At 71.7% G+C, this 21683-nt stretch carries 17 protein-coding genes and 1 rRNA gene; 8 read left to right on the top strand and 10 right to left on the bottom strand.

What is annotated here, in order from left to right:
- Positions 1-51: 51 nt before the first annotated feature.
- Positions 52-567 (bottom strand): DUF6912 family protein, encoded by a 516-nt coding sequence (locus ACFYYF_RS30245; protein WP_365489804.1) that lies wholly within the window; start codon positions 565-567, stop codon positions 52-54.
- A gap of 345 nt (positions 568-912) precedes the next feature.
- Between ACFYYF_RS30245 and ACFYYF_RS30240 the strand changes: the two genes are divergently transcribed.
- Positions 913-1662: an Rv3235 family protein gene (locus ACFYYF_RS30240; RefSeq protein WP_388780702.1), complete on the top strand. Its 750-nt coding sequence runs from the start codon at positions 913-915 to the stop codon at positions 1660-1662.
- Positions 1663-1840: 178 nt separating this feature from the next.
- On the opposite strand, the gene secA is transcribed toward ACFYYF_RS30240, so the two are convergent.
- Complete coding sequence (secA, locus tag ACFYYF_RS30235) at positions 1841-4681, bottom strand: preprotein translocase subunit SecA (RefSeq protein WP_388780701.1); 2841 nt, start codon at positions 4679-4681, stop codon at positions 1841-1843.
- Positions 4682-4925: 244 nt separating this feature from the next.
- Here secA and ACFYYF_RS30230 point away from each other — a divergent pair, with 244 nt between their 5' ends.
- A complete protein-coding gene (locus tag ACFYYF_RS30230; protein WP_361681235.1) occupies positions 4926-5492 on the top strand; it encodes a GNAT family N-acetyltransferase in 567 nt (188 codons plus the stop codon).
- A gap of 53 nt (positions 5493-5545) precedes the next feature.
- Positions 5546-6799 (top strand): winged helix-turn-helix domain-containing protein, encoded by a 1254-nt coding sequence (locus ACFYYF_RS30225; protein ID WP_388780700.1) that lies wholly within the window; start codon positions 5546-5548, stop codon positions 6797-6799.
- Between the two features lie 61 nt (positions 6800-6860).
- On the opposite strand, the gene ACFYYF_RS30220 is transcribed toward ACFYYF_RS30225, so the two are convergent.
- The 7 genes from ACFYYF_RS30220 to mtnA all read right to left on the bottom strand — a co-directional run bounded on the left by ACFYYF_RS30220 (position 6861) and on the right by mtnA (position 15699).
- Positions 6861-7607: a response regulator transcription factor gene (locus ACFYYF_RS30220; RefSeq protein WP_361681229.1), complete on the bottom strand. Its 747-nt coding sequence runs from the start codon at positions 7605-7607 to the stop codon at positions 6861-6863.
- Positions 7608-7836: 229 nt separating this feature from the next.
- Positions 7837-8529: a ribosome hibernation-promoting factor, HPF/YfiA family gene (gene hpf, locus ACFYYF_RS30215; RefSeq protein WP_388780699.1), complete on the bottom strand. Its 693-nt coding sequence runs from the start codon at positions 8527-8529 to the stop codon at positions 7837-7839.
- A 315-nt stretch (positions 8530-8844) separates the two neighbouring features.
- On the bottom strand, positions 8845-9804 hold the full coding sequence (locus tag ACFYYF_RS30210) for a ComF family protein (RefSeq protein ID WP_388780698.1): 960 nt from the start codon (positions 9802-9804) through the stop codon (positions 8845-8847).
- Between the two features lie 137 nt (positions 9805-9941).
- Complete coding sequence (locus ACFYYF_RS30205; protein WP_388780818.1) at positions 9942-11786, bottom strand: LpqB family beta-propeller domain-containing protein; 1845 nt, start codon at positions 11784-11786, stop codon at positions 9942-9944.
- Entirely contained in the window at positions 11776-13854 is a 2079-nt protein-coding gene (mtrB, locus tag ACFYYF_RS30200) for an MtrAB system histidine kinase MtrB (protein ID WP_365489786.1), read from the bottom strand. The genes ACFYYF_RS30205 and mtrB overlap by 11 nt, the downstream gene beginning before the upstream one ends.
- Position 13855: 1 nt before the next feature.
- Complete coding sequence (gene mtrA, locus ACFYYF_RS30195) at positions 13856-14545, bottom strand: two-component system response regulator MtrA (RefSeq protein ID WP_192582811.1); 690 nt, start codon at positions 14543-14545, stop codon at positions 13856-13858.
- 8 nt (positions 14546-14553) lie between these two features.
- Positions 14554-15699, bottom strand: a complete 1146-nt coding sequence (gene mtnA / locus ACFYYF_RS30190; protein WP_361681216.1) for an S-methyl-5-thioribose-1-phosphate isomerase — start codon at positions 15697-15699, stop codon at positions 14554-14556.
- A 141-nt stretch (positions 15700-15840) separates the two neighbouring features.
- Here mtnA and ACFYYF_RS30185 point away from each other — a divergent pair, with 141 nt between their 5' ends.
- From ACFYYF_RS30185 to ACFYYF_RS30165, 5 genes are read left to right on the top strand one after another with little or no spacing between them, the layout of a single operon-like run.
- The gene (locus ACFYYF_RS30185) at positions 15841-17181 is read left to right on the top strand and encodes a glycerophosphoryl diester phosphodiesterase membrane domain-containing protein (protein ID WP_388780697.1); all 1341 of its coding nucleotides are present in this window, start codon (positions 15841-15843) and stop codon (positions 17179-17181) included.
- 4 nt (positions 17182-17185) lie between these two features.
- Positions 17186-17944 carry a DUF4129 domain-containing protein gene (locus ACFYYF_RS30180; protein ID WP_388780696.1) on the top strand — a complete coding sequence of 253 codons (759 nt, stop codon included), beginning with the start codon at positions 17186-17188 and terminating at the stop codon, positions 17942-17944.
- On the top strand, positions 17941-19131 hold the full coding sequence (locus ACFYYF_RS30175; RefSeq protein ID WP_388780695.1) for a DUF4350 domain-containing protein: 1191 nt from the start codon (positions 17941-17943) through the stop codon (positions 19129-19131). The genes ACFYYF_RS30180 and ACFYYF_RS30175 overlap by 4 nt, the downstream gene beginning before the upstream one ends.
- On the top strand, positions 19131-20129 hold the full coding sequence (locus tag ACFYYF_RS30170; RefSeq protein ID WP_365489769.1) for a MoxR family ATPase: 999 nt from the start codon (positions 19131-19133) through the stop codon (positions 20127-20129). Before ACFYYF_RS30175 ends, ACFYYF_RS30170 begins: the two co-directional genes overlap by 1 nt.
- Positions 20129-21439 carry a DUF58 domain-containing protein gene (locus ACFYYF_RS30165; RefSeq protein WP_388780694.1) on the top strand — a complete coding sequence of 437 codons (1311 nt, stop codon included), beginning with the start codon at positions 20129-20131 and terminating at the stop codon, positions 21437-21439. Before ACFYYF_RS30170 ends, ACFYYF_RS30165 begins: the two co-directional genes overlap by 1 nt.
- Positions 21440-21593: 154 nt before the next feature.
- On the opposite strand, the gene rrf is transcribed toward ACFYYF_RS30165, so the two are convergent.
- Positions 21594-21683 (bottom strand): 5S ribosomal RNA (rrf, locus tag ACFYYF_RS30160); the annotation flags it as partial.

Here is a 21683-nt window from a genome sequence, read left to right as displayed (position 1 = left end):
AACGTACCCGCCACCACCGACAACGCGTCGTCGTGGGCCGAATCCGGGCGGCTACTCCCCGAGTCCGACCAGGCCGGGGACCTCCTGCGTGGCGAACCACAGCAGCTCGTGGTCCTCGGCCCCGTCGACCACGAACTGGGCGTCGTCGTCGCCCGCGTCCGCCGCGCCGAGCGCCGCCGCGGCCGCGGTCACGTCGGTCCCGGCGTCGTCCGCGTCGACGTGCACGGCCGCGGCCTTCGCCAGGGTCACGTCCTGGGAGACCCGCACCTCACCGAGCGCCGCGGGGTCGAGCCCGCGGTCGGGGTCGGCGGCCGCCGCCCGGTCCGGGACGTCGACCGCGACGACCACCCGGCGCCGCACGGCCTCCGGATCGGCCGCGAGGAGCCGCAGCGAGGCCAGCGCGGCACGGCTGAGCGCCGCGTACTCCAGCTCCTCGATGTCGTCGGAGACGTACCACTCGCGCAGGGCGGGCGTGACGGCGTACGCGGTGAACGGTCCCGACTGAAGCTCTCCCGTCTTGTACGCCTCGGCGAGACCGGAGAGGGTCAGGGGGACGTAGACGCGCATGGCTGGCCGCTTTCGTAGTCGGGGCTCCGAGGGTCACGCGGTGCGAGCACTCCGGGGAGGGCGGTCCCGCGCCTCGATGAGGGCCTTCAGGATACGTGCGGGCGTCCCCTTTCGAGGTCCCGGCCGCGCTCTCCGCGGCGTCCACCCCGCGCCCGCGATTCACCCGGTCCTCCCCTTCTCCGCCAAGGGTCCGGCACCTCCGGGCAACCCTGATAGGTGAACTTTCCGGCGGCCGCGGCACGCCCCCGCGGTCCTTGCGCCGGCCCCTTCCCGGCTCGTACAAGATCCCCGACACGAAAGTTACCGGCGGGTATCGCCGGTCCGGACGACGATCGGGGACGACGCATGAACAAGGTGATGACGAGGACCAGGCGCCACCCGGGCACCCGTCCGCCCGGCCGTCACGACTCCCGCCGCCCCGGCGGTGCCCCACCGCGCACCCCGGGCACGGGCACGCCCGCCACCCGCCCGGGCGGCACCCCACCCCAGGACACGAGCCCGTCCCCCGCGCCGTCCACGACCACCACACCACCGGACGAGGCCCCTACGGGCGCGGCTACGGGAGGGGCCCGGACGGGCGCCTCGGCGATGGGCACGGCCCGGACGGACGCCCCGTCGCCGGGTTGGGAGCGGACGGGCGGACGGCCGCCGGGTGAGGCCCGGACGAGGACCCTGCCGCCGGGTGAGGCCAGGACGCTCGCCACGGCGTCCCCCGGGGCGTCGCGGCGCCCCGCCCCGGGGCCCCGCCACGTTCCCGGACCCCGTCCCACCGACGTCTTCGCCGAGCGCCTGCTGGCCGTGCTGAGCGGCGCCCGCCCCGTCCACTGCATGCTGCGCCACACCGCGGGGCGGGCCTACGACGAACTGGTCCGGCTCGCCGAGCGCGGCCCGCTGCGCACGCGCGGTGTCCGCCCCGTCGTCCGGGACATCGGCTACTACGTGGCCCGCCCGGACGCCGTCGAGGCCTTCGCCCGCATCGGCGCCGGCGACCAGCTCCGCGCCATGGCCTTCCGGCTGGAACAGGGCCCCGACCTCCGCTGGCGCTGCACGGCGATCGAGCTCGGCGGCCCCCGAGCACCCCACGCCCACGACTGAACGAGGCCCTCCTCAGGACCCCGGAGAAAGCCACCTCCACGGCCACGGCGAAGGCCGGGCCACGGAGAAGGGCGGCCCACCGGCCCCGGACGCGGGAAGGGCCGGACACCTGGTGTCCGGCCCTTCCCGCGTCATCCGGTCGCGTACGGCGGCACTGCCCGCCGCAGGCGACCGTCACTCACTTCTTGCGGCGGCGCACGCCACCCTTCTGGGCCTTGCGGCGCTCCGCACGCGTGAGGCCGTCCGCCTCGGACCGCACCGGCTCGTCGCTGGCGAAGTCGCCCTCGACGATGCCGCCCTCGCCGTCCACGGTCGGCGCCGAGAAGTGCAGCCGGTCCGGCCGCTGCGGGGCGTCGAGGCCCTTGGCGCGGATCTCGGGACGCGCCGCGCCCGCGGGCACCGCTTCCTGCTTGGCCAGGGACGGCGCCGAGTCCTCGACCGGGACCTCCTCGACCTGCTGCTCGACCTGGACCTCCAGGTTGAACAGGTAGCCGACGGACTCCTCCTTGATGCCGTCCATCATGGCGCTGAACATGTCGAAGCCCTCGCGCTGGTACTCGACCAGCGGGTCCTTCTGGGCCATCGCGCGCAGGCCGATGCCCTCCTGGAGGTAGTCCATCTCGTAGAGGTGCTCGCGCCACTTGCGGTCCAGGACCGACAGCACGACCCGGCGCTCCAGCTCACGCATGATCTCGGAGCCGAGCTGCTCCTCGCGGGCCGCGTACTGGTCGTGGATGTCGTCCTTGATGGACTCGGAGATGAACTCGGCGGTCAGACCGGAACGGTCACCGGCCTCCTCCTCCATCTCGTCCACGGTCACCTTCACCGGGTAGAGCTGCTTGAAGGCGCCCCACAGCCGGTCGAGGTCCCACTCCTCGGCGAAGCCCTCGGCGGTCTCGGCCGAGATGTAGGCGTCGATCGTGTCGTCCATGAAGTGCTGGATCTGCTCCTGGAGGTCCTCGCCCTCCAGGACGCGACGGCGCTCGCCGTAGATGACCTCGCGCTGCCGGTTGAGCACCTCGTCGTACTTCAGGACGTTCTTGCGGGTCTCGAAGTTCTGCTGCTCGACCTGCGACTGGGCGGACGCGATGGCGCGGGTGACCATCTTGTTCTCGATCGGCACGTCGTCCGGCACGTTCGCCATCGACATGACGCGCTCGACCATCTGCGCCTTGAACAGACGCATCAGGTCGTCGCCCAGGGAGAGGTAGAAGCGGGACTCGCCCGGGTCACCCTGACGGCCGGAACGACCGCGGAGCTGGTTGTCGATACGCCGCGACTCGTGGCGCTCGGTGCCGAGGACGTAGAGCCCGCCGAGGTCGTGGACCTCGTCCTTCTCGGTCTTGACCGCCGCCTCGGCCCGCTCCAGGGCCGCGGGCAGGGCGTGCGCCCACTCCTCGATGTGCTCCTCGGGGTCGAGGCCGCGCTGGCGCAGCTCCGCCTCGGCGAGGTCCTCGGGGTTGCCGCCGAGCTTGATGTCCGTACCGCGGCCGGCCATGTTCGTGGCGACGGTCACGGCGCCCTTGCGGCCGGCCTGGGCGACGATCGTCGCCTCCCGGTCGTGCTGCTTGGCGTTCAGCACCTCGTGCTGGACACCTCGCTTGGAGAGCTGCTGCGAGAGGTACTCGGACTTCTCGACCGACGTCGTACCGACGAGGATCGGCTGGCCCTTCTCGTGCTTCTCGACGATGTCGTCGACGACCGCCTCGAACTTCGCGACCTCGGTGCGGTAGATCAGGTCGGACTGGTCCTTGCGGACCATCGGCCGGTTGGTCGGGATCGGGACGACGCCGAGCTTGTAGATCTGGTGGAACTCGGCGGCCTCGGTCATCGCGGTACCGGTCATGCCGGAGAGACCGGGCATTTCCTTGCCGTTGTGGTCGTGGCGCTTGTAGAGGCGGAAGAAGTTCTGGAGGGTGATCGTGGCAAGCGTCTGGTTCTCGTCCTTGATGTCCACCCCTTCCTTCGCCTCGATCGCCTGGTGCATGCCCTCGTTGTAGCGGCGGCCGGCGAGGATACGGCCGGTGTGCTCGTCGACGATCATGACTTCGCCGTCGATGACGACGTAGTCCTTGTCGAGCTTGAACAGTTCCTTGGCCTTGATGGCGTTGTTCAGGTAACCGACGAGCGGGGTGTTCACCGACTCGTAGAGGTTGTCGATGCCCAGCCAGTCCTCGACCTTGGCGACGCCGGACTCGTGGATCGCGACGGTGCGCTTCTTCTCGTCGACCTCGTAGTCGCCGGTCTCCTCGATGCCCTTCAGGGGGTTGCCGGGCTCGCCCTTCTTCAGGCGGATGACCAGCTTGGCGAAGTCGCCGTACCACTTGGTGGCCTGGTCGGCCGGGCCGGAGATGATCAGCGGCGTACGGGCCTCGTCGACGAGGATGGAGTCGACCTCGTCGACGATCGCGAAGTTGTGGCCGCGCTGGACGAGCTCGTCCTGGGACCACGCCATGTTGTCGCGCAGGTAGTCGAAGCCGAACTCGTTGTTCGTGCCGTACGTGATGTCGCACGCGTACTGCTCGCGGCGCTGGGCCGGGGTCATGTTGGCGAGGATGCAGCCGACCTCGAGGCCCAGGAACTTGTGGACGCGGCCCATCATCTCGGAGTCGCGCTCGGCCAGGTAGTCGTTGACCGTGATGAGGTGGACGCCGTTGCCGGACAGGGCGTTCAGATACGCGGGCAGGGTGCCGACGAGGGTCTTGCCCTCACCGGTCTTCATCTCCGCGACATAGCCGAGGTGGAGCGCCGCGCCACCCATGATCTGCACGTCGTAGTGACGCTGGCCAAGAGCGCGCTTGGCCGCTTCGCGGACGGTGGCGAAGGCCTCGGGCAGCAGGTCGTCGAGGCTCTCGCCGTCGGCGTACCGCTGCTTGTACTCATCGGTGAGGGCCCTCAGCTCGGCGTCGGAGAGGTCGACGAAGTCCTCTTCGATGGAGTTGACCTGGTCCGCGATGCGGTGCAGTTTGCGCAGGATCTTGCCTTCGCCTGCACGCATGATCTTCGAGAGGACGGACACGGGGGTTTGTCTCCTTGCCGGTCGGGCCTGGGACGGTCGGTTTCAATGGCAGTTTCAAATCACAGCTTGAGCAACGGCCATCGTAAGCGAGGACCACACCGCGCCGGGAGGTCTGCCGGGGACAGCCACCAGGACAACGGACAGGGGTCGCCGAAGGTGCCGCGTTCGCTCAGCGAAAAGTAGCGAACCGGTCACCCAGGGCAAAGGAATGGCATCCTTCCGGTTGCCCGAGCAGAATCGGCCGATGGACCCCGTCACGCTGACCACCGACCGTCTCGTCCTGCGCCCCGTGGACGTGGACGACACCGACGCCGTCTTCGAGGCCGCCCAGGATCCCGACATCCAGCGCTGGACGACCATCCCGTCCCCTTATCTGCGCGAGCACGCGTCGGGCTTCACGGACCAGATCGTTCCCGAGGGCTGGGCGGACGGCTCGGCCTTCGCCTTCGGTGTCTTCCTCCCGTCCGGGGAGCTGGTCGGCATGCTCTCCATCACCATGCGCTCCCTGGGCGTCGGCGAGGTGGGGTACTGGGCGACGAAGGAGCACCGCGGCAACGGCTACATCGCCGAGGCCACCGTCGCCGCCTCCCGCTGGGCCTTCACCGACCTGTCCGTGGACCGCGTCGAATGGCGTGCCGAGGTCGGCAACGCCGGATCCCGCGCGGTCGCCGAACGCGCCGGGTTCACCATCGAGGGGACCCTGCGCTCCGCCATCAACAACAAGGGCGTACGCAGGGACTGCTGGGTGGGCTCGCTGCTCCCGTCGGACCTGGGCCTGCCGTCGACGGCGCCCTACCTGCCGGCCAGGTGAGCGATCCGCCGGTGGGCGCCCCGGTTGTCAGTGGCACCGCCTAACGTGTGGGCATGACGAGTCTCCCGCGTCCCACCACCGAACTCTCCGCGGACGAAGCCCGCCGTATCGCTCTGCGGGCGCAGGGTTTCCTGGGCGCCCCGGACCGCAGGGCGGGCGTCCGCGGAGTCCTGCGGCACCTCGGCGCGGTGCAGCTCGACACGATCTCCGTCCTCGCCCGCTCCCACGAACTGATCCCGTACGCCCGCCTCGGCGCCGTCGGCCGCAAGACGGTGGAGCAGGCGTACTGGACGTCCGCGCCGTCCGGCGGGGCGGGCCCGGCACCGCACGCCTTCGAGTACTGGTCCCACGCGGCCTGCATCCTGCCCGTGGAGGAGTGGCCGCACTTCGCGTTCCGCCGCCGCGCCTACCGCGCCCGTCCGCACTGGAACCACGAGCTGCCCGACGGCGCCTACGACCAGGTCGTCAAGCAGCTCCGCGCCGAAGGCCCGCTGACGGCCACGGACTTGGGCGGGGCGAAGAAGACCAGCGAGTGGTGGGACTGGTCGGGCACGAAGGTGGCCGTCGAGCGCGCGCTGATGTACGGCGAGGTGGTGTGCGTGGAGCGGCGCGGCTGGAAGCGGGTCTACGACCTCGCGGAGCGTGCCGTCCCGAAGCACCTGCTGCACGACGAGCTGGACGACAGGGAGTGCCTGCGCCGGCTGGTGCTGCTGGCCGGGCAGTCCCTCGGTGTCGGCACCCGCGCGGACATCGCCGACTACCACCGCCTCAAGCTGGAGCAGGTCGACGCGGTGATCGCGGACTCGGGTCTGGTCCCGGTGACGGTGGAGGGCTGGGGCAGGGCGGCGGCCGGCAAGGGCGGCGCGGGGAGCACGGGCGCGAGGCCGGCCGCGAGCGCGTGGGCGGACCCGGCGGCGCTGGAGACGGTCCCGCGCGGCCGTCACCGCACGACACTCCTGTCGCCGTTCGACTCCCTCATCTGGGAGCGGGCGCGCACGGAGCGGATCTTCGACTTCACGCATCGCCTGGAGGCGTACACGCCCAAGCCGAAGCGGGTCCACGGCTACTTCGCGATGCCGGTCCTCGCGGGCGGCCGGCTCGTCGGCCGGGTCGACCCGGCGCGGGAGGGCAGCACGCTGGTCGCCCGGCAGGTCACCCTGGACGGGGCGAAGGCGGTCCCGGCGGTGGCCCAGGCCCTGGCGGAGGCCGCGGACTGGGTGGACTGCACGGCGGTCCGGGTCGAGCGGGTGGACGCCCCGGACCTGCGCGAACCGCTGACCGCGGAGCTCGCGCGCATCGTGGGGTGACGACGGGCGGAGGTCCGGCGGGGCCCTCGGGCGGCACCTGGCGCCGCCCCGAAGGTGACGCCTAGCGGATCTCGAGGATCTTCTCCCGCATCGCGTAGACCACGGCCTCCATCCTGGAGTGCAGCTGCAGCTTCTCCAGGATGTTGCGCACGTGGTTCTTCACGGTGTTCTCGGAGATGAACAGTTCCTTGGCGATGTCGCGGTTGTTCATCCCCGTGGCCACCAGCTTGAGGACCTCCAGCTCGCGGTCGGTGAGCCGCGGCGCGGGCACCAGCCGGCGCTCGTCCGTGCGCTGGATCATCGACTTGAACTCGGTGAGGAGTTTCGACGCCATCGACGGACTGATCTGCGACTGCCCGTCGGCGACGGCGCGGATGGCCGTGGCCACCTCGTCCGTGGAGATCTCCTTGAGGAGGTATCCGGTCGCCCCCGCCTTGATCGCGTCGTAGAGGTCGGCCTCCTCGTCGCTGATCGTCAGCATGATGATCTTCGCGCTGGGGGCCACCTCCTTGATGGAGGTGCACGCCTCGATACCGCCGCGCTTGGGCATCCGTACGTCCATCAGCACGATGTCGGGCAGCAGGTCGGCGGCCTTGTCGACCGCCTCCGCCCCGTCCCCCGCCTCACCGACGACCTGGATGTCCTCCTCGGCCGCGAGCACGATCTCCAGACCGCGGCGGAAGAGGGCGTGGTCGTCCACGACGAGCACCCTGATGGGCTCCTCGCGCGAGGAGCTCCCGTCCAGGCCGGAGGCGACGCCTCCGCCATCGGTGCCGCCGGCACGCATCGGTCCGAAGCTGTCCGCCATCGTTCCTCCCCCTGAAGGCCGTGGCCTGTGTTCCCGTGGCATCGCCAACCCAAGGCAACGACCCACCGGTTGGGCCGGTGCGGCCATGATTCCATGTCCGGGCGGCGGCGGGGTGACGGAGCGGGGCGTGAAGTGGTCGCACACCGGTGCCCCTGGGGGCGCACTCGCGCTCCAGGGGCACCGACTCATCCGTCACGGAGGACGGTCGGCCGTCCGTCGTCGAGGACGGTCAGCCGCCGAGCGCGCCCCCCGGCGCGTCCGCTCCGCCCTGGGTGACCATCGGGTCCGTGCTGAGGTGGATGACACCGTAGTCGTACGCGTGGCGCCGGTAGACGACGCTGGGCTCCTTCGTCTCGGAGTCGACGAAGAGGTAGAAGTCGTGCCCGACCAGCTCCATTTCGTAGAGCGCCTGGTCGAGCGTCATGGGTGCGGCCACGTGGGTCTTCTCCCGGACGACACAGGGGCCTTCCCCCATGATCTCCAGAGAGCCGATCTTCTTGGTGGGTACGGCGTCCGGCTCTTCGTCGCGGACGACGTCACCGCTGCCGTTCAGGGTCGCGGCCCCCGGGACGACGTCGGCGACCTCGGCCGCCGAAAGCCTGCCGTTGCCACGGCGGGTGTAGCGCTTGTCGTGCTGCTTGCGCAGCCGGGCCTCGAGCTTGTCCGCGGCCAGGTCGAGTGCTGCATACGCGTCGCTTGCCGCTGCCTCCGCCCGGATCACCGGCCCGCGGGAGTGGAGCGTGATCTCCACCCGGTCACTGCGGTCGGCCTGTCGGGGGTTGGGCTCCTTGGACACCTCGACGTCGAGGCTGATCACCTTGCCATCGAGCTTCTGGATCTTCTCCAGCTTCAGCTTCTCGGCCACGTGCTTGCGGAACCGCTCAGGCACCTCGGTCTTGCGGCCCTTGACGACGATGTCCACGCAGAACTCCGTTCCCGGATAGCCCCGCTCCACTGGCGGAGCATCTCCCTTTTGCACCAGGTTCCGGTGAGCCCCGGAACCTCGGACTCGGTGACTTTCACCTCCTCCTCCCCCAAGGACAAGATCTCCACCCCACCGATACGGGTGATTGCCGGAAAGTCACGCTTCGGCACTCGGATGCGCGAGGTACGGCCAGCGCCATTGCCTCACAACCGAACATATCTCGCCCGGACGGATGTCGTCACCCTCTACTGATACGTACCTCCGTTCAGGTGAATTGACCCTCTCGTTACCTGCAACGATGCAAGTTCACGGTCAGTTCCGGTTTATTTCGAAGGCGTCGGGCGGTGCCGCGATCACGGCTGAACAGACCGCTTCACCACTCCTGCCTTCGGCCTGCTCCCTACCCCCGATTCGCCCGTACACCTCCACCGGTCCCGTCCTCTCACCCGTCCATCGCAGCGCCCGCACACCCGGCCGTGCGGCCCGCACCGCCCGCGCCGCCTCCGCCAGCGACGCCCCCGTCGTCATCAGGTCGTCCACCAGCACGACCCGCCCCCCTTCCGCCAGCAGCCGCTCACCACCGGCGACCACCTCCAGGGCGCCCGCCAGATTCGCCGCCCGCTGACGGGAGTTCAGCCCCGACTGGTCGGCCACGGCCCTGTGCTGCCGCAGCACACCGAGCACCCGGGCCGGTGTCCCGGTGCGCCTCAGCTCCGCCGCCGCCGCGAGCGCGATCCGCCGCACCGGATCGTGGCCCCGCGCCCTGACCGCCCACCGCGCCGACGGCACGGGCACCAGCAGCACGGACCCGCGCCCCGCCCCGGCCGGCCCGACACGACCGCCGCCGCCGGTCCCGGTCTCCCGTACCCGCGCACCGCCGCCGTCCGACCCCGCCCGCTCTCCCCGCACGTTCCCCTTCCCGAACCCCTGCCGTCCCTGCGAGGCCGTGGGACGCCCCGCCGGACCAGGACGTCCGGCAGACCCCAGACCTGCCCGTACAGCCCCCGCGAGGGCCGCTCCCAGGGGCGCCGCCAGCGCCAGCGCGCCCCGTTCCTTGTGCGCGAGGAGCATGGCCCGCACCTCGTCCCCGTAGGGAGCCGCCGCGTGCACCACGGACAGCCCCGCCGGCTCGGGCACCGGCCGCACCCGGCACGGAGCGGCCCCGGTCAGGGCGTCACGGCACTCGGGACAGAGCACCGTGCGAGGCCTCCCGCAGCCTCCGCACTCGGCCGGCAGCACCAGATCCGTGAGGTCCCGCCACCACCCCCGCATGGCCACCACTGTGCCAACGCCCGGCCCGCCCGGCCACCCCTGTGGAAAACCCCGGCGCACCGCCTGTGGACGGCACCCGGAAACGGCGGCGGGCCCGCCCGGAAACCGGACGAGCCCGCCTGCGACGCACGACGGCGCTACCCCGGATAGACCGGCGCCGTCCCGTCCTGGACCACCTTCTGCCACTGCTCGCCCGCCGACAGCCGCACGATCCCGTCCGCCTCCGAGTGCGCCACCAGCGGCAGCTGCTCGTCCTCGGACGCGGCGATCTCCTTGACGTTGGCCAGCGCGGAGGGCGAGGTCCCGAGCGGAGTGGAACCGTCGACCTGGACGTACTGCATCTGCTGCACGCCGCCCTTCTCGCTGCCGACCACCACGAGGCGGCTGTCCCCGGCCCAGGACATGGCCGTGACCTCCTCGAGCTGGGGGGCGACGGAACGCGGTTCGAAGATGAACGCCCCGTCGGGCTCGTCCGAGGCGGACCGCTCGACGCGTCCGATCTGCAGCGAGCTCTTGCCGTCCTTCTCGACGATCAGCGCGACGCGCACACCGTCGGCGGCCACCCGCACCGCCTCGATGCGCCCGTCGAGCTCCGGCGCCTGCACGACGACGGGCTCGCCCTCGCCCTTGCGCAGCAGGAGCAGCCGGGGGTTCTTCGGGTCGCGGTCGGCCACCCACAGGTCGCCGCGCGCGTCCCAGCTCGGTGTCGTCAGCCGGTCGTCGGCCGTCGTGCCCTGGCTGCGCACCACCGGCTCGGCGAGCGAACCGCCCGGCACCAGCGATCCGACGTACAGGTTGCGGCCGTCGGCCGACACCCCGGCGGCGGTGTCCTCGTCGCGCGACACCGCGGCCGCCCGCAGCTTCTTGCCGCCCTCGCCCAGCGCGCCGGGCACCGGCTCGGGCTTCTTGTCGCGGTTGCCGCCGGGCATCCGCACGAGCCGCTGTTCGTGATCGATGAAGTACTGGTACTCGGGGTGCTCGCCCGTACCGTGCGAGGCGACGCTCTCGGCCTTGGCCTTGGTCAGCACGCACAGCTGCGAGCCGTCCGACCGTTCGAGCTCCACCTCGTCGACGCCGGTCGGGGTCAGATCCCGGAGGGTGAGGAGGATCTGGGCCGCCATCTGCCGGCACTGGGGGTTTCCGACCCCGTCGGCCTTCGCGTTCAGCGGCACGGTGACGCTGTTGCGGTCGTCGGGCGACAGCGACACGTCGGCGTTCTTCAGCTCCGTGCCCGAGGGGAAGCTCGATCTGACCACCGGGTTCAGCCAGTGCGTGGGCCCCTTCAGCAGGGCGCGCACGATCTGCGTCATCGGGTCCACCTGAGCGCGCACGTAGACCGGGTCGGCGACCGTCCCCAGCGGACGGCCGGTCCCTGAGGTCCCGTTCGACGCGTAGTAGTACTTGTTGACGGAGACGTAGTTGCGCTGGAAGTCCGACGTGCCCATCACGACGCCCTGCGGCAGCCCGTCGATGCGCCACTGCTTGCTGCCCTTGAGCTTGGTCAGATGGACCGATCCGCTGTACTGCCCGGAGTCGGGCGCGTACGCGTGCCGGGCGTCCACGGTGGCGACCTTGGTGCCGTTCAGCCGGAACAGGACGTCACGGCTGCCCTCCTTGGTCCCCGAGGGGGCTCCCACCGGCTCCGGCGCGCCCGCGAGGACCGTCGTCGAATGGTAGGGATTCCACGTCTTGCGAGCGCTGTCGGTGAGATACTTGCCGGCCGTCTCGTACTTGGCGTCGTCACTGGTCAGCGCCTCCAGGAAGCCCTGGACGATCTCCGCCGCCGAGGCACCGGGATGCGGCGGCATGGCGTAGACGCGGACCTGCGAGTCCTGGCGCGGGGTGGACTCCACCCCGCGCAGATCCCCGCTGTCCGGCATCGAGGCGCACCCCGCCAGCAGCAGGACTCCACAGCCGGCGTACACCATGACGCTCACCGAACGGCGTCCGCGGACGCCGTTCCCCCCGCGGTCAGCGCCCACGAAATGCCTCCCCATGTCCGAGCTCCTCCGGCGTCTCGCCGTCCCGCCCCCGCTCCTGCGCGGTCCGTTCCCGGCCGGTGCCGGATGTCTCCTCCTGGCGCCGCAGCGCCCCGGCGGGCCGGGGCACCACGCGGGCGCCGTTGCCCGGCAGCGCCGTCGGATCGGCCGTGGGCGAGGCCCCGGCCAGCCGCGGAGCCATGGCCCCGCGCTGCGCTATCGGATCCGCGGCGGACCCTGCCTGCTGTACGGGAACCGTGGCGCGCTTCGTGGCGCCGCCGTGCGGCAGACCGGCGTCGTCGAGTCCCCGGTTGCGCCGGGAGTCCTTGGGTTCCAGGGGTATCGGTGATCCCCTGAGCGGCTCGTCGGCCGTGCGCGGCAGGGTCAGCCGGAACTGCGAACCGCCGCCCGGCTCGCCCCAGGCCTGCAGCCAGCCGCCGTGCAGCCGTGCGTCCTCCAGGGCGATCGACAGTCCGAGTCCCGTGCCGCCGGTGGTACGCGCGCGTGCCGGGTCGGCCCGCCAGAAGCGGCTGAACACCCGGGTCGCCTCGCCGGGCTTGAGCCCGACGCCGTAGTCGCGGACCGCGATGGCGACCGCTCCGCCCGCCGAGGCGAGCTTGACGACGACGTCCTTGCCCTCGCCGTGCTCGACGGCGTTGACGACGAGGTTGCGCAGCACCCGCTCGACCCGGCGGGCGTCCGCCTCGGCGATCAGCGGCTGCTGGTCGCCGACGACACGTATGTGCGTGCCCTTGCGCTCCGCGAGCGGTTCGGCCCCGCCGACCACCCGTCGTACGACCTCCCTGAGGTCGATGGCGTCGGCCTCCAGCGCGGCCGCGCCCGCGTCGAACCGGCTGATCTCCAGCAGGTCGGCGAGCAGCGTCTCGAAGCGGTCCAGCTGGTCGGCGAGGAGTTCGGCCGACCGCGCGGTCACCGGGTCGAAGTCCACGCGCGCGTCATGGATGACGTCGGCGGCCATCCGCACGGTGGTCAGGGGGGTGCGCAGTTCGTGCGACACGTCGGACACGAACCGCCGCTGCATGCGCGACAGGTCCTCCAGCTGCTGGATCTTGAGCTGGAGGTTCTGCGCCATCTTGTTGAAGGCCTCGCCGAGACGCGCGATGTCGTCCTCGCCGGTGACCTTCATACGTTCCTGGAGGCGTCCGGCGGAGAGCCGCTCGGCGATCCCGGCCGCCATCCGCACCGGGGTGACGACCTGGCGCACCACGAGCCAGGCGATGGCCCCGAGCAGCACCACGACGAAGAGTCCGGCCGTGGCGAGGGTGCCCTTGACCAGGCTCAGCGACTTCTCCTCCTGCGTCAGCGGGAAGAGGTAGTAGAGCTGGTACGCGTCCCCGTTGGGGTCGCTGACCTGCTTGCCGATGACCAGCGCCGGCTGGGACTCCCGGCCGTCCTTGTAGACCACACGGGTGTAGCTCTGCGCCGCCGCGGTGGTCCTGTCGACCCGGGCGCGCAGGTTCTCGGGGACGCTCACGGTCGGGTCGACCTGACCCGAGTACCGCGGTGCGAGACCGCCGCTGCCGTCGCCCGAGGCGGTGGAGTTGAGCGTGACCACGTCGAACGCGCCCTGCCCGCCACTGGACAGGGACACGACGAGGTCGGTCATCCACTGGCTGACGTTCTTCGACCGGCCGTCCGCGGCCGAGCCGTCGTCGCCGTTCGCCGTCGCCGCGGAGTCCGCCTTCTGCTTGGCCACCGAGAAACCACCGGTGGCCTGGCTCTGCGAGGCCCTCACCTTGGCGTCCAGCAGACCGTTGCGGACCTGCCCGATCACGACGAAGCCGAGCAGCAGGACGACGCCCATCGACATCAGCAGCGTCGTCGCGACGATCTTGAGCTGGATGTTGCGCCGCCACAGCCGCATCACGGGCAGCAGCGGACGGCGCACCCAGCGTATGAGCAGCCGGAGAACCGGGCTGCCCTGGACCCCGCCCTGGAGCAGTCCTCCTTCGAAGAACCGCTCCCAGCGGGAGCCCCTCACCCGGCCGACAGGCCGCCCCGAACGATCCCCCAGCTCAGCGGACGCCGAAGCGGCACTGTCCCATGACATGTCAGCTCGGTCCTGCCTTGTATCCGACGCCTCGGACGGTCACCACGATCTCCGGGCGCTCCGGGTCCTTCTCGACCTTGGAGCGCAGTCGCTGGACGTGCACGTTGACCAGACGGGTGTCCGCCGCGTGCCGGTAGCCCCAGACCTGCTCCAGGAGCACCTCACGCGTGAACACCTGCCACGGCTTGCGCGCCAGAGCGACCAGCAGGTCGAACTCCAGCGGCGTCAGCGCGATCGACATGCCTTCCCGTTTCACAGAGTGACCGGCGACGTCGATGACGAGATCGCCGATCGACAGCTGCTCGGGTGCCGGTTCCTCCGAACGGCGCAGCCGCGCCCTGATCCGCGCCACCAGCTCTTTTGGCTTGAACGGCTTCACGATGTAGTCGTCGGCGCCGGACTCGAGGCCGACCACGACATCGACGGTGTCGCTCTTCGCCGTGAGCATCACGATCGGCACCCCGGACTCCGCCCTGATCAGGCGGCACACCTCGATGCCGTCCCGTCCGGGCAGCATGAGGTCCAGGAGCACCAGGTCGGGCTTGGCATCGCGGAAGGCGGCCAGCGCCTTGTCGCCGTCGGCTACGAAAGACGGCTCAAAACCTTCACCACGCAGCACGATGCCGAGCATCTCGGCCAGTGCGGTGTCGTCATCGACGACAAGGACTCGTCCCTTCATAAACGACATCATCCCATTAACTAAATCGTTACCTGGCGTGACAAGTCACACAGCTCGGCGAGAGCCTCAGCCGTCACGGGCGAAACAACGCCCTCTTCGGTGACGATCGCCGTGATCAACTCCGGCGGCGTCACGTCGAACGCCGGGTTGTACGCCTGGGTCCCCAGGGGTGCCACAGGTATACCCCCTCCCGGCTCCGCGCCCGCCACCGGGACCTGTGGAGCTGCGATCTCCGTCACTTCATGACCCGCGCGCTGCTCGACCTCGATGGACGCGCCGTCGGGCGTGTCCTCATCGATGGTCGTCACCGGCGCCACCACGATGAACGGCACATGGTGGTACCGGGCCAGCACCGCGAGCGGATAGCTCCCCACCTTGTTCGCCACCGAACCGTCGGCGGCGATGCGGTCGGCCCCGATCAGCACCGCGTCCACCTCACCGGCCGCGAACAGCGAGCCCGCCGCGTTGTCCGTGAGCAGGGTGTACGCCATCCCGCTGCGAGCCGCCTCGTACGCCGTCAGACGGGCGCCCTGCAGCAGGGGCCGCGTCTCGTCCACCCAGAGCCGCCGCAACTGCCCCGCCCGGTGCGCGGCGAGCGCCACGGCGAACGCGGTGCCCTCACCGCCGGAGACCAGCGCGCCGGTGTTGCAGTGCGTGAGCACCCGGTGGCTGCCGCCCGGCAGCAGTTCGCCGAGCAGCGCGAGGCCGTGCCCGGCCATCCGGGCGCTCGCCTCGGCGTCCTCGCGGTGCAGCGTCCGCGCCGCGTTGAGTGCCGCCGCCGCGGCGGCCGCCTCGTCCCCGCCCGCGGACAGCGCCGCGCGGTGGGCCGCCTGCGCCCGGCGCACACCGACCGCGAGGTTCACGGCCGTCGGCCGGGCACCGGCCAGGGCATGGGCGGCCTCCTCCACGTCGAAGCCGCGTACGGCGGCGAGCGCGACGCCGTACGCACCGGCGATCCCGAGCAGCGGCGCCCCGCGCACCGCGAGCGTTCTGATCGCCTCCACCAGCGCCGGCGCGTCCGTGCACACCAGCTCGACCTCCTCCGCGGGAAGCCGCGTCTGGTCGAGAAGGACCACGACGGGACCTTCGGGCGGCTCGTGCCAGCGGATCGCGGGTATCTCCGTCGGTCCGCTGTCCTCGCGGGCTTGCGCGTAGTGATCGGCCATTCGCCCAGTCTGCCCCGTACCCGCCGGACTATTGAAGGTGTGCAGCCCATACGGGGGCCCGTCCCTTGCGGGGCACGGCGTGACACGATGGCTGTCAACCTGCCGCCGCGACCGCGGGACGGGCACCGTGAAGGAGCGACGATGAACGACACTCCGGGCTGGGCGTCGCCCGGATCCGCCCCCTCCGGCGAAGAGGCGCCGGACTCGTCCGGCACCCCGCGGCCCGCGGACCAGGACGGAGCGAACCCGCCCGAGCAGCCTTCGAAGTGGTCCAAGGAGCAGCCCCCGCCCGGCCAGTGGTCCGCTCCCGGGGCACAGGGGCCCGCGCAGGCCCCGCCGCCCCCCGCGCCCGGCCAGGGCTGGGGCGGACGGCCTCCGGGCGGCCAGGGCGGTGGATACGGCGGCTGGGGAGGCCCCGGACAGGGCGGGCCCGGCGGCTGGGGAGGCCCCGGACAAGGCGGCCCCGGCTGGGGAGGCGCCTGGAACGCACAGCCGCCCGCCGCCAAGCCCGGGGTGATCCCGCTGCGCCCGCTCGGCGTCGGCGAGATCCTGGACGGCGCGGTGTCGACCATGCGCACCTACTGGCGCACGGTCCTCGGCATCTCGCTGGCCGTCGCCGTCGTCACGCAGGTCGCCGTCATCCTGCTCCAGGGCTTCGTCCTGGACAGCACCGACACGGAAGCGCTCAACGACCCGAGCGCCACGCTCGACGAGCTGAGCCGGGCCATGGGCGACACCCTGCTCAGCTCCGGTCTCGTCCTGCTCGTCACCCTGCTCGGCACCATCATCGCGACGGCCCTGCTCACCTCGGTGACCAGCCGCGCCGTAATCGGCAAGCCGGTGACCACGGGCGAGGCGTGGCGCGACGCCCGCCCCCAGCTCGCCAAGCTGTTCGGCCTGACCCTGCTGCTCCCGCTCATCGCCGTCGCGATCCTCACCGCCGGCGCACTGCCGGGTCTGCTCGTGGCCGCGGGCGGCTCGACCGACGCCGGCGTCGCGCTCGCCTTCCTCGGCGCCCTCGCGGCGGGCGTCGTCGCCCTCTGGCTGATGATCCGCTTCTCGCTCGCCTCCCCCGCCCTGATGCTGGAGAAGCAGGGCGTCGTGCAGTCGATGCGCCGCTCCGCGAAACTCGTCCGCGGCTCCTGGTGGCGGGTGTTCGGCATCCAGCTCCTCGCCACCCTCATCGCCAACATCGTGGCGTCGATCATCGTGATCCCGTTCGCCGTCCTCGCCGCCGCACTGAGCGGCGACGGCGTGACCGGCTTCCTCGACAGCTCCGGCGGCGACCTCGGCTGGACCTACCTGATCATCAGTGGCATCGGCTCGGTGATCGGATCCATGATCACCTTCCCGATCACCGCGGGGGTCACGGTGCTCCTGTACATCGACCGGCGCATCCGCCGCGAGGCCCTCGACCTCGACCTGGCCCGGGCCGCCGGACTCCAGGGATACGGCACCACCGGCACCACACCAGGGAGTTGATGCGGTGAACGGGGCGGGGGGAGTTCTCACGGCGGTACTCGCGGGGCCGCACACCGGTGCGACGGCGGTCCTCGCGCTGTCCCGCGACGACACACCACCGGTGACCACACCGCGCGAGGCCGCACGGGAGGCGGCCCGACGCGAACTGTCCAAGCGGATGTACCACGAGAACGACCCAAGCCTCGTCCAGCGTGCCCTGAACGCCTTCTGGGACTGGGTCGACCGGCTGTTCGGCGCCGCCTCCTCCGCGACGCCCGGCGGAACGCTCGGCCTGATCGTCATCGTCCTCGCCGTCGTGGCGGTCGTGGCCGCCCTGTGGTGGCGCCTGGGCACTCCGCACCGCACCCGCGTCTCCTCCGCCACCCTCTTCGACGACCGCCCCAGGAGCGCCGCCGAACACCGCGCCGCCGCCGAGGCGCACGCCGCCCAGGGCCACTGGAACCAGGCCGTCCAGGAACGGATGCGCGCCGTCGTACGGTCCCTGGAGGAACGCGCCCTGCTCGATCCCCGCCCCGGCCGCACGGCCGACGAGGCGGCGGAGGAGGCGAGCCGCTCCCTGCCCGCCCACGCCGACCGGCTGCGCGCCGCGGCACGCGACTTCGACGACATCACGTACGGCGGCCGCTCCGGCGACCCACGCGCGTACCAGCGCCTCACCGAACTCGACCGCGACCTGGAGCGCACCAGGCCCGTCCTCGCGGACAGCGCCGCCGGAACGCCCCGGAGGACGGCACACGACGACCGCCCGGGGGCCGCCTCATGACCGAGGCCGCCCTCGCCCCCACCTCGTCCTCGCCCACCGCCCGCCAGTTCTGGACGCGCACGCGCGGAGTCGTCCTCGCGCTCGTCCTCCTGCTGGCGGCCGCCGTCGCGATAGCCGCGGTCCGCTCGGACGCCCGGCACGGCCGCCTCGACCCGCGCTCCGCGGACCCCTCGGGCAGCAAGGCCGTCGTCCGGCTCCTCGCCGACCGAGGGGTCTCCACGCGCGTGGTCACCACCCTCGGCGAGGCCCGCTCCGCGGCCGGCCCCGACACCACCCTCCTGATCGCGTCCCCCGACCTGCTCACCAAGCGGCAGCAGACCCTCCTGCACACGACGACGGAACCCTCCGGTGGCCGGACGGTCCTCATCTCCCCCGGATCGCCCTCGCTCGGCGTCCTCGCGCCCGAAGTCACCGCCGACCCCGCGGTCAGCTTCGACTCGACGCTCTCCCCTCGCTGCGGTCTGCCCGCCGCCCGCAGAGCGGGCAGCGCCGACACGGGCGGCATCCGCTACAGCACCACCGACCCGGACGCCGACACCTGCTACCCCAGCGACGGACTGGCCACGCTCGTACGCGTGCCGGCCCCCTCGGGAAGCGGCGACACCGTCGTGCTCGGCGCCCCCGACATCCTCTACAACGACCGTCTCGACGAGCAGGGCAACGCCTCGCTCGCGCTCCAGCTCCTCGGCTCCCGCACCCATCTGGTCTGGTACCTCCCCTCGCTCTCCGACGACTCGGCCACCGGCAAGGACGGCCAGAGCTTCTTCGACCTGCTCCCCCCGGGCTGGCTCTGGGGCACCCTGCAACTCTTCATCGCGGCCGTCGTGGCGGCACTGTGGCGGGCACGCCGCATGGGCCCCCTCGTACCCGAACGGCTTCCTGTCGTGGTCCGCGCCTCCGAGACCGCCGAAGGCCGCGCCCGCCTCTACCGCAAGGCAGCCGCCCGCGACCGCGCGGCCACCGCTCTCCGTTCCGCCACCCGCACCCGCCTCGCCCCCCTCATCGGCGTCCCCCCGGTCCAGGCGCACGCGCCCGAGACCCTGCTCCCCGCCCTGGCCACCCACGTCCACGGCGACCCACAGGCCCTGCTCCCGCTCCTCTTCGGGCCGCCGCCCCGCGACGACGCGGCCCTCGTCTCCCTCGCCGACCAACTCGACGCCCTCGAAAGAGAGGTACGCATTTCATGATGGACCCGACCACTGACAACGCCGGGTACACCGGGTACTCCGGGGACGCGGACACCGCCCGCTCCTCCCTGGAAGCCCTGCGCGCCGAGATCGCCAAAGCCGTGGTCGGCCAGGACCCCGCTGTGACCGGCCTCGTCGTCGCCCTCCTGTGCCGCGGACACGTCCTCCTCGAAGGAGTCCCCGGGGTGGCCAAGACGCTGCTCGTCCGCGCACTCGCCTCCGCGCTGGAACTCGACACCAAGCGCGTCCAGTTCACCCCCGACCTCATGCCGAGCGACGTCACCGGCTCACTCGTCTACGACGCCCGCACCGCCGAGTTCTCCTTCCAGCCCGGCCCGGTCTTCACCAACCTCCTGCTCGCCGACGAGATCAACCGCACGCCTCCCAAGACCCAGTCGTCCCTGCTGGAGGCGATGGAGGAACGCCAGGTCACCGTCGACGGCACACCCCGGCCGCTCCCCGAGCCCTTCCTGGTCGCCGCGACCCAGAACCCGGTCGAGTACGAGGGAACGTATCCGCTCCCCGAGGCCCAACTGGACCGCTTCCTGCTCAAACTGACGATCCCGTTGCCCTCCCGCCAGGACGAGATCGACGTCCTCACCCGCCACTCCGAAGGCTTCAACCCGCGCGACCTGCGCGCCGCCGGCCTGCGTCCCGTCGCCGGCCCCGCCGACCTCGAAGCCGCCCGCGCCGCGGTCGCCAAGACGGCGGTCTCTCCCGAGATCACCGGCTACGTCGTCGACCTGTGCCGCGCGACCCGCCAGTCGCCGTCGCTCACGCTCGGCGTCTCCCCGCGCGGTGCGACGGCCCTGCTCGCCACCGCCCGCGCCTGGGCCTGGCTGACCGGCCGCGACTACGTCATCCCCGACGACGTCAAGGCCCTGGCCCTGCCCACCCTCCGCCACCGCGTACAACTCCGCCCCGAGGCCGAGATGGAGGGCGTGACGGCCGACTCCGTCATCAACGCGATCCTCGCCCACGTCCCCGTCCCCCGCTGATGGCACTCACCGGACGCGCCGCTCTCCTGGCGGCCCTGGGCTCACTCCCCGTCGGCATCTGGGCGCCCAGCTGGACCGGCATCCTCGCCGTGAACGTCCCCCTGGCCCTCGCCTGCGCCTGCGACGCCGCCCTCGCGGCTCCCGTACGGCGCCTGGGCCTGGCCCGCTCCGGGGACACCTCGGTGCGCCTCGGTGAACCCGCGGACGTCACCCTCACCGTCACCAATCCCTCCGGACGCCTCCTGCGCGCCCACCTCAGGGACGCCTGGCCGCCGAGCAGTTGGGAACCCGGCACCGAGGTCGAAGCCTCCCGTCACCGTCTGACGGTCCCCGCCGGCGAGCGCCGCCGCCTGACGACCCGTCTGCGCCCCACGCGCCGCGGCGACCGCCGGGCCGACCGCGTCACGATCCGCTCGTTCGGTCCGCTCGGCCTGTTCTCCCGTCAGGGCAGCCACGAGGTCCCCTGGGCCGTACGCGTCCTTCCTCCTTTCACCAGCCGGAAGCACCTGCCGTCCAAACTGGCCCGTCTCCGCGAACTCGACGGCCGCACCAGTGTGCTGACGCGGGGTGAGGGAACGGAGTTCGACAGCCTGCGCGAGTACGTTCCCGGCGACGACACCCGGTCCATCGACTGGCGCGCCACGGCCCGCCGGACGACCGTCGCCGTACGCACCTGGCGTCCCGAGCGCGACCGTCACATCCTGCTGGTCCTCGACACCGGACGTACCTCCGCGGGCCGCGTGGGCGACGTGCCCCGCCTCGACGCTTCCATGGACGCGGCCCTGCTCCTCGGCGCCCTGGCCTCCCGCGCCGGCGACCGCGTGGACCTCCTCGCCTACGACCGCCGGGTACGCGCCCTCGTCCAGGGCCGCGCGGCGGGCGACGTCCTTCCGTCCCTGGTCAACGCGATGGCCGGGCTCGAACCGGAACTCGTCGAGACGGACGCCCGCGGCCTGACCGCGACAGCCCTGCGGACGACGCCGCGACGCTCCTTGATCGTGCTCCTGACGACCCTCGACGCGGCCCCGGTCGAGGAGGGTCTGCTCCCCGTACTCTCCGGCCTCACTCAGCGCCATACGGTGCTGCTGGCATCGGTCGCGGACCCGCACATCGCCGGCATGGCGAAGGCTCGAGGAGACATCGACGCCGTGTACGACGCTGCCGCCGCGGCCCAGGCGGAGGCGGGACGCCAACGCACGGCCGAGACGCTGCGGCGTCGCGGAGTCACCGTCGTGGACGCGACTCCCGACGACCTCGCGCCGGCCCTGGCGGACGCCTATCTGACCCTGAAGTCCGCGGGTCGCCTGTAGACCCCCTGTGGATTTCCGTAACGCCGTAAGAGAACAGGGAAGTCAGACAGCGAAGTCGGGAGACGAGGACTCGAATCGAAGGGCGGGAAACCGCTCCTGAACGCAGAAAACCCCCGGACCGGTATCCCCGGTCCGGGGGTTTTCTTCACAATTTGTTCGGCGGCGTCCTACTCTCCCACAGGGTCCCCCCTGCAGTACCATCGGCGCTGTGAGGCTTAGCTTCCGGGTTCGGAATGTAACCGGG

It is taken from the genome of Streptomyces sp. NPDC001914, from assembly GCF_042891215.1.
Lineage (GTDB): Bacteria > Actinomycetota > Actinomycetes > Streptomycetales > Streptomycetaceae > Streptomyces.
Note: the sequence above shows the minus strand (reverse complement) of the source record. Positions and strands in the feature narration are given on the sequence as shown.